Source organism: Sorangium sp. So ce204 (assembly GCF_051526795.1).
In the GTDB taxonomy this organism is placed as follows: domain Bacteria; phylum Myxococcota_A; class Polyangia; order Polyangiales; family Polyangiaceae; genus Sorangium; species Sorangium cellulosum_B.
On the sequence record NZ_CP150317.1, the window covers coordinates 10,988,039 to 11,004,243 of the forward strand.

The 16,205-nt window shown below is 73.4% G+C and carries 16 protein-coding genes; 7 read left to right on the forward strand and 9 right to left on the reverse strand.

Annotated elements, in window-relative coordinates; all coding sequences use genetic code 11:
- Positions 1-74: 74 nt before the first annotated feature.
- From WMF22_RS41380 to WMF22_RS41395, 4 genes are read right to left on the reverse strand one after another with little or no spacing between them, the layout of a single operon-like run.
- The gene (locus WMF22_RS41380) at positions 75-782 is read right to left on the reverse strand and encodes a sigma-70 family RNA polymerase sigma factor (protein WP_438033320.1); all 708 of its coding nucleotides are present in this window, start codon (positions 780-782) and stop codon (positions 75-77) included.
- Positions 775-1,038: a hypothetical protein gene (locus WMF22_RS41385; RefSeq protein WP_437295424.1), complete on the reverse strand. Its 264-nt coding sequence runs from the start codon at positions 1,036-1,038 to the stop codon at positions 775-777. The genes WMF22_RS41380 and WMF22_RS41385 overlap by 8 nt, the downstream gene beginning before the upstream one ends.
- A gap of 35 nt (positions 1,039-1,073) precedes the next feature.
- The gene (locus WMF22_RS41390; protein ID WP_438037321.1) at positions 1,074-3,080 is read right to left on the reverse strand and encodes a serine/threonine-protein kinase; all 2,007 of its coding nucleotides are present in this window, start codon (positions 3,078-3,080) and stop codon (positions 1,074-1,076) included.
- Entirely contained in the window at positions 3,077-3,559 is a 483-nt protein-coding gene (locus WMF22_RS41395) for a hypothetical protein (protein WP_438033321.1), read from the reverse strand. The genes WMF22_RS41390 and WMF22_RS41395 overlap by 4 nt, the downstream gene beginning before the upstream one ends.
- A gap of 539 nt (positions 3,560-4,098) precedes the next feature.
- Here WMF22_RS41395 and WMF22_RS41400 point away from each other — a divergent pair.
- Complete coding sequence (locus WMF22_RS41400) at positions 4,099-4,893, forward strand: hypothetical protein (RefSeq protein WP_438033322.1); 795 nt, start codon at positions 4,099-4,101, stop codon at positions 4,891-4,893.
- Between the two features lie 266 nt (positions 4,894-5,159).
- Here WMF22_RS41400 and WMF22_RS41405 read toward each other — a convergent pair whose 3' ends face one another.
- The 4 genes from WMF22_RS41405 to WMF22_RS41420 form a co-directional block, all read right to left on the reverse strand.
- Positions 5,160-6,329 carry a trypsin-like peptidase domain-containing protein gene (locus tag WMF22_RS41405; RefSeq protein WP_437295427.1) on the reverse strand — a complete coding sequence of 390 codons (1,170 nt, stop codon included), beginning with the start codon at positions 6,327-6,329 and terminating at the stop codon, positions 5,160-5,162.
- Entirely contained in the window at positions 6,326-8,050 is a 1,725-nt protein-coding gene (locus WMF22_RS41410; RefSeq protein ID WP_438033323.1) for a hypothetical protein, read from the reverse strand. The genes WMF22_RS41405 and WMF22_RS41410 overlap by 4 nt, the downstream gene beginning before the upstream one ends.
- 132 nt (positions 8,051-8,182) lie before the next feature.
- On the reverse strand, positions 8,183-10,120 hold the full coding sequence (gene nuoH, locus WMF22_RS41415) for an NADH-quinone oxidoreductase subunit NuoH (RefSeq protein ID WP_438033324.1): 1,938 nt from the start codon (positions 10,118-10,120) through the stop codon (positions 8,183-8,185).
- Between the two features lie 132 nt (positions 10,121-10,252).
- On the reverse strand, positions 10,253-11,044 hold the full coding sequence (locus tag WMF22_RS41420) for an ABC transporter ATP-binding protein (protein WP_437295430.1): 792 nt from the start codon (positions 11,042-11,044) through the stop codon (positions 10,253-10,255).
- A gap of 96 nt (positions 11,045-11,140) precedes the next feature.
- Here WMF22_RS41420 and WMF22_RS41425 point away from each other — a divergent pair, with 96 nt between their 5' ends.
- The 6 genes from WMF22_RS41425 (at position 11,141) to folK (ending at position 15,585) form a co-directional block, all read left to right on the forward strand.
- A complete protein-coding gene (locus WMF22_RS41425; protein WP_437295431.1) occupies positions 11,141-11,884 on the forward strand; it encodes a polyhydroxyalkanoate synthesis regulator DNA-binding domain-containing protein in 744 nt (247 codons plus the stop codon).
- 34 nt (positions 11,885-11,918) lie between these two features.
- Positions 11,919-12,605 (forward strand): sigma-70 family RNA polymerase sigma factor, encoded by a 687-nt coding sequence (locus WMF22_RS41430; protein ID WP_437295432.1) that lies wholly within the window; start codon positions 11,919-11,921, stop codon positions 12,603-12,605.
- Positions 12,602-13,468: an anti-sigma factor family protein gene (locus WMF22_RS41435; protein WP_437295433.1), complete on the forward strand. Its 867-nt coding sequence runs from the start codon at positions 12,602-12,604 to the stop codon at positions 13,466-13,468. The genes WMF22_RS41430 and WMF22_RS41435 overlap by 4 nt, the downstream gene beginning before the upstream one ends.
- A gap of 88 nt (positions 13,469-13,556) precedes the next feature.
- Entirely contained in the window at positions 13,557-14,513 is a 957-nt protein-coding gene (gshB, locus tag WMF22_RS41440) for a glutathione synthase (RefSeq protein WP_437295434.1), read from the forward strand.
- 55 nt (positions 14,514-14,568) lie between these two features.
- Entirely contained in the window at positions 14,569-14,955 is a 387-nt protein-coding gene (locus WMF22_RS41445) for a hypothetical protein (protein WP_438033325.1), read from the forward strand.
- Between the two features lie 132 nt (positions 14,956-15,087).
- Positions 15,088-15,585, forward strand: coding sequence for a 2-amino-4-hydroxy-6-hydroxymethyldihydropteridine diphosphokinase (gene folK / locus WMF22_RS41450; protein ID WP_438033326.1), 498 nt, complete (start codon positions 15,088-15,090; stop codon positions 15,583-15,585).
- 50 nt (positions 15,586-15,635) lie between these two features.
- On the opposite strand, the gene WMF22_RS41455 is transcribed toward folK, so the two are convergent.
- The gene (locus tag WMF22_RS41455; RefSeq protein WP_437295437.1) at positions 15,636-16,205 is read right to left on the reverse strand and encodes a hypothetical protein; all 570 of its coding nucleotides are present in this window, start codon (positions 16,203-16,205) and stop codon (positions 15,636-15,638) included.

A 16,205-nucleotide genomic window follows, 5' to 3' on the forward strand; every position in this document is an offset into this window, starting at 1 on the left:
CTGCGCGCGCGATTTCTCATCTTTCCCATCCCCGATCGACCCGTCGCCGATCGACCCGCCCGCCCGCCGCCCGCTCACTGCTCGTCCTCGCGGGGCGGCGGCTCGGTCATCCCGGCCGCGCGCAGGAGATTGCCGAGCCGCGCGATCGCCCGGTCGTGGACCCGGTACGCGCCCGGGTGCCGGAGCCGGAGCGCGCCGCCGATCTCCAGGAGTGGCCGCCCCTCCAGGTAGTGCATCGACAGCACCTCGGCCTCGCGCGGCGTCAGCTTCGCCAGCGCGCTCCGGAGCAGCGCGTGGGCCCGGGCGTGTTGTTCGCGCCGCGACAGCGCCTCTTCTCCGGTCGGAGGCTTCGCCATCCCGGCGGCCGTCGCGAACAGGCACGCCGCGAGGGCGTCCACGTGGTCGAGGAGCCGCTCCTCCGCCTTGCCGTCCATGTCGGTCATCACGTCGCCCTGCCGCCGCCTCCGCCCGAGGTAGTCGTATCCGCCCTTCAGGCAGAGCGCGATCACCCGATCCTGCTCCTCGGCCTCCCCCAGATAGCCGTCGAGCATCGCGCCCCGGATCCGGTGCCGCGCGAAGCGCGGGAAGCTGTCCTCCTGCGCCGGATCGTAGGCGAGCGCCGCCTCGACGAGCCCCGCCCGGCCGAGCGACATCAGCTCGTCGGACGACAGGTGCTTGCGGAGCTTCGGGGCCAGCTTGCGCGCCGCGAGGCTCACCTCGTGCAGCGCCGAGGCCACGAGCGCCTGTTGCGCCGGCGTGAGCCGCCCCTCGGGGTCAGCCATCCTCGTCGCTCCCCGCCTTGCGCCGGGGCTCCCGGGCGCCCTCCTGGGTCTCCACGCCGCTCCCGATCGGCGTGGCGCGAGGCCGCGCCCGGTCCAGCAAGTCCCGCCCGACCTCGTCCTCGATGAGCGCCTCCACGAGCATCTCGCGCATGGTCTCGAGCTGCTCGGGCGACACCTTCCCGCGGTACGGCGCGAGCCCCCGCTCAACGACCTCGTCGAGGAAAGGATCATTCGTGCTGGGTGTGTCGTTCGACATGTCTTCGCTCCTTGCTCGTTGCTCTGCGCTCACCCTCAGAAACTGGGCTTGTTCCCGAACGGCAGCTCCTCGTGTCGTCTGTCCCGGGGCGGTGCCGGCCCGGCCGGCGCCGGGGCGCGCCCGCTCGAGGGCATCGGGTAGATGTCCTCCTCGTCCGGGGAGATGTCCTTCTGCCCGCCGCGCCCGCCGCGCCCCTTCGACGTGACCAGCCAGTCCCACGGGCGCCGTGCGGGCGCGCGCGCCGCCCCCGCGACCGGACGCGCCCGTGTCGCCGGCGCGCTCGGCGGCGGTGGCGCCTTCGCCTGCGCCGGCGTGCTCGCCTCCGCAGGCGCGCTCGGCCGGGCCGCTGTCCCCGTGGATTCGGCTGTTCCCGTGGATTCGGCGGGAGGTGACAGCGCGGCCTCGGACGCCTCGACGCCGAGGGGTTCGGCTGCGCTCTCCGGCACGCGCGCGTCCGGCGGCGCCCCGCTCTCGTGGGCGGCGCGCGTGGCGTGCATGGCGTTGGAGCGCGCCGGCGCCGCCGGCGCGCTCGCGACGACCCCGCCCGCAGACGCGGCCGGCACGGCCCCGCTCTCGGAGGCGGCCATCGCAGCGCGCTCGCGGCGCGCATGGATGTACAGCGCCGTCGCGGCGCCCGAGACGGCGATCGCCAGCACCGCCGCGACGGCGCAGCGGCGCAGGAGCTGCGCTCGCCAGCGCCGGTCGGCGACGCGGTCCGTCGCCGGCAGGCCAGGTCCCACGAGGCTCGCTCCCTCGGCTCCCGGGGACGATCGCACCGTGACCGGCCCGGGGGTCACGAGCAGCGGCCAGCCCGGGTCGGCCCCCGGCGGCGCGCTCGGCGGCGGATGCGACGGAGGAGCCGAAGGCCGCGCCGGCCGCGCCGTGCCCTCCTCGCGCGCGGCGTGCGCCGCGTCCTCCTCGCGCGCCGCCGGCGCCGTGTCCGCGTCCTCGCGCGCATCGCTCCCGCCGAGCTCGGCCGAGGCCGCCGGCCCGGGGACGATCACCCGGCTCTCGTCGGGCTGCGGCGCCGTGATCAGCCGCTCGGGCGATCGCGGACCGTGGTGCTCCCGCCGGGCCCCCGGCGCCCCTCGGTCCGGCGCTGCGGCGAACCGGCCGGCGCGCACGTCCGACAGGTAGCGCTCCCGGAGCTCGCGCAGCGCGCTCGCCGCCGCGCCGGCGTGCCTGAAGCGCTCTGCCGGCCGCTTCGCCAGGCCGGTCTGGAGCACCGGCCAGACGTAGTCCGGGATCGACGGCAGCGCCTCGTGCACCGGCACCGGCATCCGCAGCATGTGCGCCGCCACGAGCTGCGCCTCGCTGGGCATCCCCGAGAGGCCCCGGCCCGTGGCGAACACGTAACGGCCGGCCAGGAGCTCGTAGATCACCAGCGACAGCGCGTAGACGTCGCTCGCCGGCATGCACGGATCCCCCGCGAACTCCTCCGGCGCGGTGTACGCCGTCGTGCCGAACCGCTGGCCCGGCCGGGTGCTCGGCAGACCGTCGACCCGGATCTTCGCGATGTTCAGGTCGAGCAGCTTGACCTCGCCGTGCCGGTCGACGAACACGTTCTCCGGCTTCACGTCCCTGTGCACGATCCCGAGGTCGTGCGCCGCCGCGAGGCCGTCGGCGATCTCGATCCCGATGTGGAGCGCCCGCGCGATCGGAAGCGGCGACTCCACCTGGCAGATCCGGCGGAGCGACTGGCCCTCCAGGAGCTCCATGGCGATCCAGACCGTGCCGTCGGGCAGCGTGTCGGCGCTGTGCACCGCGACGATGTTCTTGTGCCGCAGCCGGCAGAGCGCGATGGCCTCCTTGTGGGCGCGCTCGCGCACCTGCTCGGAGCTCGCGAAATGCGGGAGCAGCAGCTTGAGCGCGACCCGCCGCTGCGTGAACTCGTGGACCGCCTCGTAGACGACGCCGACGCCGCCCGCGCCGATCGTCCGCACGAGCCTGTGGCCCGCGACGGTGCTCCCCGGAAGATAGGTCGCCGGCGGCGAGGACGTCCCGGCGTCGTCGTCTCGCGTGCTGCGCTCGCCCTGACTCATCCAAGCCACCCCCGCATCAAGAGCGCGCCGACCATACCAAAGAAGGCCGCGGTCGCGGCGACGGCGAGCCAGCTCGCCACCGGCGCAGGCGGACGCGGAGCGAGCGCCCGCGCGGAGCACGCGCGCTCCTCCGTCGGATCGGAGCGTGGAGCCCGGCGGACCGGAGGACAGGGCACTTCGATCACGATGGGTCGCGTCACGACAGGCCGCGTGACGGCCGCCGGTGCGACCGGCGCGAACGGCGACGGCGCCGTCGCCACGGGCACCGGCGCCGTCGCCACGGAAGCGGGCGGCGCCTGGGACGGCTGCCAGGGAAGAGGCGAATCCGGGCGAAACGACACGGGAAGCGGCGCGGTGATCAGCGGGGCCGGAGGGGGCGCGACGCGACCCGACGGCCCGGCGGCGCGCTCGCGGGCGCGAAGGACCTCGTCCAGGGGCACGGTCGCGAGCGAGCATTCGATCGAGCTGCGGGCGGTCACGGCCAGGTTCCTCTCCAGCAAGTGCGGTCATGAGCGCAGGCATGAGATGGTGGTGGCGACGGATCCCGGGCGTGACATCGGAAGGGGGTCGTCGCTCTCCCTACCTTCCACGGGTATCATCGACCCTGCGCGACCGATTTCTCAGAAAAGTGATCGGTCTCGAGAAAATCATGGGCGCCTGCGGGTGCGGCTGCGCTCCCCGAGTGCATGGCCGCGCAGGCGGGAGCCGTGGCTGCACGCTCGGGGGCCATGGCTGCAGGAATGGCTTTCTCCGGCTCGGTCCGCCGCGTGTCATCGCGTGTTATCGCGTGTTATCGCGTGTCATCGCGTGTCATCGCGTGTTATCGAATCGGGTGCTCTCATTGATGGTGCCGTCAGATCCATGGAGCGCTGACCATGCCGAGCCGGTAGAGCAAAAAATCGACGGTCGCTCAGCCGCGCGCGCGCAACAATCCTCTTCCAATCGTCGAAACACCCACTGTAGCTTCTGTTCTCATTGCCGCCGTCCGGATCCCCCGGTCGGCAGGGAGGAACTCAGCATGGATTATTCAGACGAAGTCCTCGAGATGACGCCGGAGCGCGTCACCAAGTTCTTGACGGGGCTCGGCGCTGTCGCCGCGATTCGCACGTCGATGGCCGGAGCGGGGATGATCGATGACGATATCGTGGAGGGCCGCACGCTGCTCCTCGATGTCCTCGCCGCTCCCCGCAAGATCGGCGCGCCGCCCGATACCGACGATGCCAGGGCGCAGCGCGCCGCGACGGGCGAGCTCGATCAGTGGGACGAGCCCAACTTCACCCGTCATGGCGCCGCGCTCCGCCGGCGTTTCCCCGATGTGAACGCTTATGTCTTCAAGGACCTCGCGCCCTCGACCGGCACCGCCGCCGTCCAGGGAGTGGCCACCTTCCTCGCGAGGCTCGATGCCCTCGAGAATGGCACCGACCCGGGCCGCACCGGAACGAAGCAGAGCGACAAGAAGGCAGTCGCTTTCCTCGCGACGCGCAGCCTCGACAAGGCCGAGCGCAAGCGCCTCCAGCGGCTCGTCGACGTCGCGCTCGGCCCGACATCCCCTCTGCCCGAGCAGGCCGAGCTCCCGGAGACCGCGCGCCGGCGCGAAGCGCTCGTGAAGCTGCGCTCCTGGTTCGACGAGTGGTCGACCACGGCCCGCGCCGTCATCAAGAAGCGCGGTTACCTCATCCGCCTCGGCCTCGCGAGCCGCAAACCGCGCCAGCGCAAGCCCACCGCCGCGCCGCCCAACCCGGGCAAGCCCACGGCCACGCCATCCCAGCCGACCTCGCCGGCCGAAGAGACCCACTCGACCGACATCGAGTAACCCGGCTCACAAACCAGCGCCTCCGGCGCGCCGGTGAGACCTTCCGACGCGCTCCGAAAGCTTCCGGCGCGCTCTGAAAGCTTCCGACGCGCTCTGGAGCACGAAATTTCGCCTACTTGGCGGCGTCCGCCGCGCCCACGGCGCCGTCCGACGCGCGCCGGGGGACGAATTCCCCGGCAAATTCCACATCCCGCCTCCGCGCCGGAAGCCTCCGGAGCGCATCGGAGACCTCCGGAGCGCGTCGGAAGCTTTCGACCTGCGCCCCCTCAGCGCCCCGCCGCCGACTCGAACCTGGGCGCCGCGTCGAACGTCTCCGCCAGCGTCCTCCGGTACTCGTCGGCCATCTGCACGAGCCCATCGATGAGCAGCGCCACGTCGTGGTCCGCGCAGCCCTCCAGCGACGCCACGCACGACGCCGACACCTCGTCGCCCGTGAGCGACACGCGGAACTCCCCCGTCGTCTGGTCGTTCATCGTGAGCAGGAACCGGTAGAACGGCTCGTGGTTCGCCGCAGGCAGCCCCACGACCGGCGCGCGCAGCGTCAGCAGGCGCCCCGCCTCGTCGATCTCGATGTCCACCTGCGTCGCCGCCTCCGCCGTGGGGTACGGCCGCTGCGCGATGCGCCACGCCCTCGGACCGACACGCACCCGGTTGGCGATGAGCCCGAGCGCCGACAGGCCCTGCCGGATCACCCGCTCGACGCCCGCGCGCGCCGGGCACGGCGGGTACGCGTGCGGCAGCAGGCGCCCGCAGCCCAGGCACCGGTCGCACTCGACGTCGAACGGCTCCTCGCACGCCGGGCAGCGGTACACCGGCGCCCGGTCCCTGAGCTCCGCGAGCGGACGATCCCCGAGGACGAGCAGCGGCTGGAACGCGCCCGCCGGGACCACCACGCAGTGACCCGCGAGCTCCCCGGCCGCGCCGGACGGCGCCGCGACCACGCCGATCACCCGCCCCTCGGGATCGAGCACCGGCGCGCCGAGGGGCGCCGCCACGTCGAGCTCGAACGCCGGGAGCTGCCCGTCGACCTTGCGCGCCACGTGGCAGACCCGCGCGACCGCGAGGCGCAGGCTCTGCCCCGGGAGGCAGCTCAGCACCGCGGCGCGCTCGCCGAGCCGCGGCTCGGCCGCCGCGCGCGCGGCGAGCGCCGCGACGCCGGGCGGATCGGCCGGCGCGACGAGCGCCACGTCGCGGCCCACGTCCGCGGCGATCACCCGACCCGCCATGCCCCGCCCGTCCTCGAACGTCAGCGCGACCTCCGTCGGGTAGCCGAGCCCGCGCCGGCTCGCCACCACGACGCCGTTGCCGAGCGCCACCCAGCCGGTCGTCACGAGCGCGCCGGCGCGGATCGCCACCACCGAGCGGCGAGCGCGGGCGACGCGCTCGTGGAGCAGCGCGAGATCGCCGTCGCCGTGCGCCGCCAGCTGCGACGTCATTGCGCGACGATCCTCGAGAGCGCCGTCATCAGGAGCTCGATCGTGCCGGGTTTGGCGCCGTCCCGCTGCGCGTAGGCGACGATGTCGCGCAGCCGCTGCTCGGTCTTGGCGGGCAGCTTCGTGCGCACGAGGAGCTCGGACAGGGCCCCGATCGCGAGGAAGTGGCGGAGCATCGGGTCGGCCGGCGCGCGCTCGATCTCGCGCAGGTAGCGGCCGAGGTGCTCGCGCGCGAGCGCCGCCGTGGTGAGCGGATCGATGTGCAGCGGCTTCTCCTCGGGCACCTGGCCGCGCATCGCCACGAGCCGCTCCATCGCGAGGAGCGCCGGCTCCGCGACGCCGGCGGTGTTCCCGCGGCGCGCGCCGCCCTCGGCCTGGATGAGCTCGCGGGTCGCGGCCGCCGTGCAGCGGTAGAGGTGCGCCACCGCGTCGGGCATCGCCTCGCCGTGCTCGTAGATCGCGCGGAAGACCGTGCACCGGATGAGGAGCACCATGACGCCCGGCCGCTCCTGGAAGCTGAGCGCCGCGCCGAGCACCTGCGCGTCCCGGAGCAGCTGGCAGAACCGGTCGGCCGCCGCGTTCGCCGACTCCGGGCGGGACGGGATGCTCCGGCGCGACGGCGGCTCGATCTCCACCTCCGGCAGCGCGGGCGGGCGCACCGACAGCGGCGTCGCCGCCATGATGGAGGACGAGCGACGAAAGGGCACGGTGCGCGCGCTGCGGCGATCGCTGATCTGCGCCGGCGCCTCCGCGGCCGCCGCCTGCTCACCCGACAGCGGCGCCGCCGTCGCCGCGCTCCCCGAGGCCGACTTCGCGGCGCCGCCCTCGGACCCCGGCATCGCGGCGCCGCCGCTCGCCTTCGACGCCGCGACGGCGTCGTGCGCCGGCGGGAGGATGCCGGCCTTGGGCGCGGGCGCGCCGCCGTTCTTCGACGACGCGACGCTCGGCGCCGGCATCGGCGCCGACGCCAGCGACGGGGACAGGATGTCGGGGATCGCGTCCGCGTCGCGGATGGGGCGCGCGACCGACTCGGGCAGGCGCGGCAAGGGGGGCGCCGCCCACGCCGCCAGCTCCTCGAGCGGCGTCCGCGCCCCCGAGACCGGCGTCGCCGGCGCGCCGGCCCGCACCGACGGCGCGCTCTGCGGGCGGGCAGGCGCGGGCGGGACCGTGAAGCTCTTGAGCGGCCGGGCGCGGCCGGCGGAGGCCCACGTGAGGCTCGCCCGCTGCTCCTCGGAGAACGGCGGCCGCGCGTCGAACCACGCGCCCATCGTCTCCCCCAGCCGCTGCGCCGCCTCGCCGCTCTCGCGCAGCGCCTGGCGCAGCGCCTCCGGCGTGAAGGCGGCGACGCGGCCGACGCGGCGGAGCAGCAGCAGATCCTCCCGCATGCACAGCCGGAACGGCTCGGGGCCGCTCGACAGCTCCAGCGCCGTCCTGAGCAGCGGAACCCGGTGCCGCTCCGCGACGCGCACGACGGGGACGTCGATCGACACCCGCTCGTTCGCCGCGTCGAGCGAGATGAAGAGCGTCATCGCCCCGAGCGGAACGATCCACCCCACGCCCTCCTGCAGCGTCGTCGCCTGGAGGCTCGCCCCGGCCTCGGCGGAGGCGCAGTGCGCGACGAAGCGCACCGGGTCGCGCGTGCGAAAGGCGTCGATCGAGCTCCCGTCCCAGTCCGCGTCCGCGGGCGGCTTGCGCGAGGCGGAGAGCACAGGCGACCGGTCCACCCCGCACGCCTCGCACCGCGGCCCACGCAGCGGGAACCCGCACGCGGAGCAGAAGTCGGAGGCCGGGCTCGAGGGGACCGCCACGCCGACAGCATACCTCAGCGCAAGGCCGAGGTGGCACCGCGGTTGCGCTCAGAGGAACGGATTCAGGTGGAGCGCAACCTTGGCCTCCCGCAGGTTGTGCTGGACCCTGCGGATGAAGTGGATGAACAGGTACGCCCAGACGGCGAAGGTGACGACGCTGATGACGAGCTGGACCGTCTTGCTGACGCCGATCACCATCCAGAGCGCCGTCAGGAGGAAGGCCGCGAACGACAGCGGGACGAACCACTTCCAGCACAGGTTCATCATCTGGTCGATGCGGACGCGCGGCAGCGTCCAGCGGATCCAGATGACAACGAAGACGAGCGCCCAGCTCTTCAGCAGGAAGACGAAGACGCCGACGAGCTGGAGCCCGAAGCTCGCCTCCTGCTGGGCCGGCGAGACGCCGGGGATCTGCCAGCCCCCGAGGAAGAGCGCGCTCGCGATGCCGCACATCACGAAGACGTTCGCCCACTCGGCGAAGAAGAAGAAGAGGTACCGCATGCCGGAGTACTCGGTCGAGTAGCCGGCCACGAGCTCGCTCTCCGCCTCGGGCAGGTCGAACGGCGCGCGGTTGCCCTCCGCGAGCGCCGTCGTGAAATACAGGAAGAACAGCGCGAACGTGATCGGGTTGCGGAAGACGAACCAGTGCCAGGGCCAGCCGCCCACGTCGAGGAGCGAGGGCCCGGCGCCGCCCTGGGCGCCGATGATGTCCTGGAGCCGCAGCGAGCCCGTCATCATGACGATGCACACGATCGCGACCGCGCCGGGGATCTCGTAGCTGATGATCTGCGCCGCCGAGCGGATCCCGCCGAGGAGCGACCACTTGTTGTTCGACGCCCAGCCGCCGGTCATGAGGCCGATGGTGACCAGCGACGTCACGGCGATCACGAAGAGGATCCCGATGTCGAGGTCGGCCGCGATGAGGTACTGGCCGAACGGCATGACGACGAACGTGGCCGACACGCCGACGAACACGAGGTAGGGCGCGAGCCGGAAGAGCGCCTTGTCGCTCTCGGCCGGGATGACGTCCTCCTTCATGATCGACTTGATCCCGTCGGCGACCCACACGAGGAAGCCCTGCGGCCCGGCGCGGTTCGGCCCGATGCGGGACTGCATGCGCGCCGAGACGCGGCGCTCGACCCAGGTGATGATCCCCGCGGTCGGCGCCATGAAGAGCAGGATGATCGCGGCGGCCACGCCGAGGAGGATCCCGGCGCCGAGCAGATCGGTGGGTGCGCTCGCGTGGAACCCCTCGGTCGAGAGCTGGATCTCGGACGGGGTCGCGCCGCCCCGGCGGATCCCGACCGCCGACCGCCGCTCGTGGCCGCTCGGGATCACGTCGGCCTTCGAGAGCACCTTCACGCCCTCGAAGCGCGTGATGACGTCGCCGGGCTGGAGCCCTGCCTGGCTCGCCGGGCCCCCGTCGCGCACGCCCGTCACGACGAGCCCGCCGGCGGGCGGCGACTCGGCCGCGACCTCGACGCCGAAGAACGCGAGCGCGCGCGCCCCCTCCTTCACGCGCGCCTCGATGACGGCGCGGCGCGGGGTCGGCGGGAGGAAGTCCATCGTGACGCCCCTCACCGTGCCGTTCACGGGGAGCGCTCCCTGCGCCGCCGCGGGGATCTCGACGACGACGTCGCCGTGGAAGGTCGTGTGCACCGCGTCGTCGCCGCGGCCGGCGAAGCGGGACTGCAGGCCCTCGGAGAAGACCAGCGAGATCTTCGTGCTGCTGACCTGCGCGCCCTCGATCTCGATGCTCTGGCCGGTGAGCGGCGCCTGGCCGGGGCGGCGGAGGGTGCCGCGGAACGTGACGACCGCCTCCTTCGCCTCGGCGGTGGGCAGGTTGGTCCCGAGGATCTCGATGCGGTCGCCGAGGTCGACCTCGCGCGGCACGACGTCGACGACGCTCAGGAGCTCGGGCGCCGTCCTGCTCTCGGCGCAACCGGCCGCGCCGAGCAGCGCGAGGAGGGCCAGGAGGCACGGCAAGAAGCCTCGAAAGAGAGCTCTCCAGGGAGGAGATCCGCGCATGGTGCCGCTTATAAACCGCGCCGCTCGCGCGGTCGAGAATGCGGAGAAAAGCGCTCCTGCTCGCGCAGTCTGTCTACCTGCCGGTGCCGGTTACCTGCCTCGGACGGGGAGGAAGTACCGGCTGCCGTCGAGCTCGTTCACGCCCACGTAGAGCTCTGCCTCGAACACGTCCTTGAGCCGGCGGTAGGTCATCACCTCCTCGACGGTGCCGTGGGCGACCAGCCGCCCGGCCTTGAGGAGCGCCACGCGGTCGGCGTACTGGGCGGCCGCGTTGAGATCGTGCAGCACCGCGACGCAGGCGAGGCGCCGCTCGGCCACCTCCTTGCGCACGACCTCGTGGACCTCGATCGAGTGGCGGATGTCGAGGTGCGCCCCGGGCTCGTCGAGGATCAGCACCTGCGCCTCCTGCGCGAGCGCGCGGGCGATGGCCACCCGCTTCTGCTCGCCGCCGGAGAGCTCGGCCACCGGCCTCCCCGCGAGCTCCACGAGATCGCAGGCGTCGAGGGCGCGGGCGACCGCCTCCTCGTCGCGGCCGGCGGCGAGCATCCACGCGCCCTGGTGGGGCGCGCGGCCCATCATGACGACCTCGCGCACCGTGAAGCCGGGCGCCGAGGCGATCCCCTGCGGCACGACCGCCACGCACCGAGCGATCGCCCGCCGGTCCATGCCGGCGAGCGGCCTCCCCAGCAGGGTCGCCTCGCCCCGCGCCGGCCGCAGGGACCCCGAGAGGACCCGGACCAGCGTCGATTTTCCCGCGCCGTTCGGCCCCAGGACGGCGCAGAGCTCGCCCGCGCGCACATCCAGGCTGATCCCCTCCAGCGCCAGCCTCCCGGTGGGATAGCTCGCGGCCACGTCACGCAGATCGATCGCCGGCCCCTGCACGCGGTCTCTTTTGTCGAATGATTTGAGTGATATCGAGTGATCTTCCCTTGCGCGAGGTTTCTTGCGGTGGTCCAATCGACTCGAGGCGTAGAGGAGATGGAAACGGCGAAGGAGACTCTGGGAGGCGGCGAGGTACCGCGTCGCGTTATTAAGCGCTACTCCAATCGGAAGCTCTACGACACGAAGGACAGTCGTTACGTCACCCTGCAGCAGATAGGGGAGATGGTCCGGGCTGGCGAAGAGGTCCAGATCATCGACAACGCGACCAAGGAGGACAAGACCGAGGTCACGCTGGCGCTGATCATCTCGGAAGATCTCAAATCGCAGCCGCGCTCGGTCCCGCTCGGCACGCTGAGAGATCTGATCCAGGAGCGGGGCGAGCGGCTGCTCTCGCAGCTGCGCGAGGGCCCGATCGGCCGGCTCATCCCCGGCGCGGTCCCTGGCGAAGGCGGCGTGGTAGCGCCAGGAACGGCGCCCGCCCCGGGGACGGAGCAGGCGGCGCCCGCGTCGCCCTCGTCCCATCCGCCCCCGCCGCTCGACGCGGACAGGTCGAGCCACGCGAAGGGGCGCCTGAGCGGGATCGTGGAGAGCTCGAAGCAGACGCTCGATCAGTGGCAGCAGGCCGTCGACGAGCGCATCCGGGCCATCCTCCCGGGCCTCGGGCTGGTCCGCGATCTCCAGTCCGATGTCAAGCGCCTGTCGCAGCGCATTGACGAGCTGGAGGCGAAGCTCCAGGGACGCGCGGGTGAACCCATCGAGGACGCGGCTCCGCACCAGGCGGGCTCCGGCGCGGACGAACCCGCGGGTGAGGGTCAAGGGAGCGAGAGCAGGCTGGAATAGCCCTGGGCGCTCCTCTGTTCCCCCGGTCGAGCCCATGCCGTTCTTCTTCAGCAAGAAACCTGCGTCCGTAGCGCAGGACCTGTCGTTGGCCAGCGCCGACGGTGGCCGCGCCGACGCCTTCGAGATCGAGCTGCTGGGTCATCTGGACACGCTCTATGGCGTGAGCTGCCGGATGACGAAGAGCTCGACGGAGGCGGAGGATCTGGTCCAGGACACCATCGTCAAGGCGATGCGCGCCCGGGATCAGTTCGAGCCGGGCACCAACCTCAAGGCCTGGCTGCTTCGGATCCTGACGAACACGTTCATCAACCGGTACCGTCGCGGGGGCCTCGAGCGAGGCATCTTCGACGGCCCCGACGCCGAGCCGCTCACCGATGCGTGGGTCGGCGCGACGACGATGCGGGCGATGCGCGATCCGGAGACCCAGGCGCTCACGCCGCTCGTGGAGGCGGAGGTGCAGCGCGCCCTCGACGCGCTGCCCGAGGAGTTCCGGCTGGCCGTGGTGCTGTCGGACATCGAGGAGCTCTCCTACAAGGAGATCGCCGAGGCGATGGGCTGCCCCATCGGCACGGTGATGTCGCGCCTGCACAGGGGGCGCAAGCTCCTCCAGAAGACGCTGCGCGAGCACGCGGTCTTGATGGGCATCGTCAGCGAAGGCGCGGCGAAGGACGCGCCCGCCGACCTGGACGCGTACCGCAAGCGGAAGCGGGGTGCCGCATGAGCGCTGCGAAATCGATCGAGAGCTGTTCGCGGTTCGACCACGCGCTGTGCGCCTACGTCGACTGCGAGCTGGATCCTGACCACGCCGTCGATCTCGAGTCCCACCTCGTCCAGTGCCCTCCGTGCTTCGAGCAGGTGAGGCTCTTGCGCTCGCTGCGGGCGAGCCTGAAGCGGGCGCGGCCGTCGGGGTGCCCGGACGCGCTGCGGGCGCGCGTCGCCGCGGCGGTGGCGCACGAGCAGGCGCGCGACGCGGCGCAGGCGGCCGAGGCGAGGCCGCGCCTCGTGCACAGGGGGTACGCGATCGCGCTCGCCGCGGCGGCGGGCGTCGTCTTCGTCGTGGGCGTGGCGCGGCGGCCGGACGCGTCGGCGGAGGCCGCGAGGGCGGACGCCGCGAGGGCGGCGGTCGATCGCGCGGCGTCCACCGAGAGCGTCGAGGTCCTGCTCGACGATCTCGTCACCCAGCACGCGCAGCCGCTGCCGCCGGAGACGACCAACCCGGAGGACCTCCCGCGCTTCGATCCGTTCGTCGGCGTCCCTGTCCGCAGGCCGCATTTCCAGTCGATACCGGCGAACTTCATGGGCGCCCGCGTGCACACGATGCGCGATCGGCGCGCCGCGCTGCTCCAGTTCGTGGTGCGGGGCAACCACCGCGTGACGGTCTACATGTTCAACTCGCGCGCGGTCCCGGTGCAGAAGGCGCAGCCGATCCTGCAGCCGCGCGTCGTGCGCGAGCGCCCCGTCTACGTGGGCAACATCAACGGCTACTCGGTCGCCGCCGCCGAGCGCAGCGGCGTCGGCTACGCGCTCGCCTCGGATCTCGGCGACGACGTCAGCACGCAGCTCGTCCTCGCTGCGATGCAGTGAGCGCGCCGGCGCCCGCTCTCTGGCGGGCGCCGTTCTGTCCCCTCCCTCGATCATCCCACCCCGAAGAACCCCTACCGCGAGAGACCGCATGCGCTTCGTCTTCGTCATGGATCCGCTGAGCCGCGTGACGCACGACAAGGACACGTCGTTCGCCTTCATCCGAGCGGCGCAGGCGCGCGGCCACGAGAGCTTCCACTGCCTGCCGCGCGACCTCTCGATCGAGGGCGGCGAGGCGCACGCCTCGGCCTCGCCGGTGCTCATCGGCGACGCGCCCCCGTTCATCTCGCTCGCGGGGGGCCCCGAGCGGCTCCGGCTCGCGGACGTGGACGCCATCTTCATCCGCAAGGACCCGCCGTTCGATCGCAGCTACCTGTACGCGACGCTGATCCTGGAGCGCGCGCGGCGCTGCCCGCTCATCGTGAACGACCCCCGCGGGCTGCGCGACGCCAACGAGAAGCTCTACGCGCTGAACTTCCCCGAGTGGACGCCGAGGACGCTGGTCACCGCGGACCGCGAGCAGATCCACGCGTTCGTGCGCGCCCTCGGCGGCACGGCCGTGATCAAGCCGCTCGACGGCGCGGGCGGCCTCGGCGTGCTGCAGATCAACGAGCGCGACAAGAACGCGCGCGCCATCGCGGACATGATGACGAACGAGGGGCACCGCCTCGCGATGGTCCAGGAGTACCTGCCCGCCGTCGTCCACGGCGACAAGCGCGTCCTCCTGCTCGACGGCGAGCTGCTCGGCGCCATCCTCCGGGTGCCCCGCGACGACGATCACCGCTCGAACATCCACGTCGGCGGGCGCGTGGTCTCGACGGAGCTCTCGCCGCGCGAGCTCGATCTCGTCCGCGCGGTCGCGCCTCGCCTCCGCGCCGACGGCCTCTTCTTCGTGGGCCTCGACGTCATCGGCGAGCGCCTGACCGAGGTGAACGTCACGAGCCCGACGGGCATCCAGGAGCTCGGGCGCTTCACCGGCGCGGATCCGGCGGCGAGGGTGATCGCCTGGGCCGAGGAGCGGGCGCGCGGCCAGGCCGCGCGCGCGTGAGCCACGTCGCTCCGGAAAGTTGGCCCGGAGCGCCCGCCTCTGCGAAGGCTCCCCCATGGGCGAGTCATTCGAGCGGTGTGCCGTGTGCAGCGACGGCGAGCAGGGCGATCGGGACGGCGGTGCGCCCGGGGATCCTCGCGCGAGGACGCGGATGGCGCGCGTGGTCATCCAGGGGCGCTCGCTGAGCCTGTGCCGGACGCACGCGGCGACCGTGGCCGTCGCCATGCCGGAGACGTTCGAGGAGATGCGCGCGCTGTTCGTGGGGCTCCAGCGCGGCGCGCAGCCGGCGCAGCGCGGCGCGCAGCCGGCGCAGCGTGATCCGTCCGTCGAGCGCCGCTCCCCCATCCCGCGCCGCAACCCCGAGGATCGGCGCGTCTTCCCCCCGCGGCCGGAGGGCCGGCGGATCGGTGCAGGACGCCGCACCAGCGATCCGGGGGAGTGATCGCGACCGCCGCGCCGGCGCCCTCCTCGCGCGCGACGGCGCCCTCCTCGCGCCGATTCCGGAGCGGCGCCCGCTCTCCGCGCGGAGCGCCGCGGGCCGCCGGACGCGCGCGGCGCGTGGTAGGTTCTCGCCATGAGATCCCGCCGGCATGTCGTCATCGGGCTCGGGTCGAGCCTGGGCGATCGCCTGGCGACCCTCCGCGCCGCCATCGCGGCGCTCGGCGCCGATCCCGATCTCGACGTCGTCCTCGAGTCGTCGCGCTACGAGTCCCCCCCCGCAGGCGGCCCTCCGCAGGGCGACTACGTGAACGCCGCGGTGCTCGTCGCCACGTCGCTGCCCGCGCGCCAGATCCTCGAGCGCACCCTCGCCGTGGAGCGCTCGCTCGGGCGGACGCGCCCCGATCCGGTGCGATGGGGGCCGCGCACGATCGATCTGGACCTGCTCTGGATCGAGGGCGAGGTCGTCGTGGAGCCGGATCTCGTGGTGCCTCACCCGCGGCTCTGCGACCGAGTGTTCGCGCTCAGGCCGCTGCTCGACGTCGCCCCCGACGCGCGCGACCCGCGCACGGCGGTCGCGTACGCCGCGCTCCCCGCTGCGAGCGCGCCCATTCGCAAGCTCGATCCGATCTGATCGGCGCGGCTGCCGCCCGCGGGCGCGGCTGCCACGCGCGGGCGCGGCGCTCAGCGCGAGCGCGGCGGGCCGGAAGCGGCGCGGGAGCGGAGGCCGGCGCTGCCGCCCGCGTACGACGCCGCGCTGCCGATCGTGACCACCACGACCAGAAGCAGCGCCCACCCCAGCGCGCCCGCCGGCGCGCCCTCGGCGAGGGCGAGCGCCCACGCGAGCGCGGCGACGACGGCGCCGCTCGCGGCGGCCTCGCGCCGCCCGGCGCGCCCGCCGAACCGCCCCACGAGGTAGCCGCCGGCGACCCCGGCGAGCGCGAACGCGATCACGTTGAGCCCCACCATCGCGAGCCGCACCGAGCCCTGTGCCCCGGCGTCCCCCGCCCGCTCGATCATCCGGCGCAGCAGCGTGTTGACGAGGCCCGCGAGCGGCAGCCACGCGATGAAGATCGCCACCGTCCCGAGCGCGATCCAGTGCCACGGCGGCCGGTCCTCACCCTCGTCGTCGCCGCCGCTCTGCAGCACGGGGAGCTTGCGCTTCTCCGGCGCTGCCGCGCCGCCCCGAGGAGGCGCCGCGCCTGCCGCGCCGCTGCCGACGACCGGGAGGCGTCGCTTCGGCGCGTCCCCCAT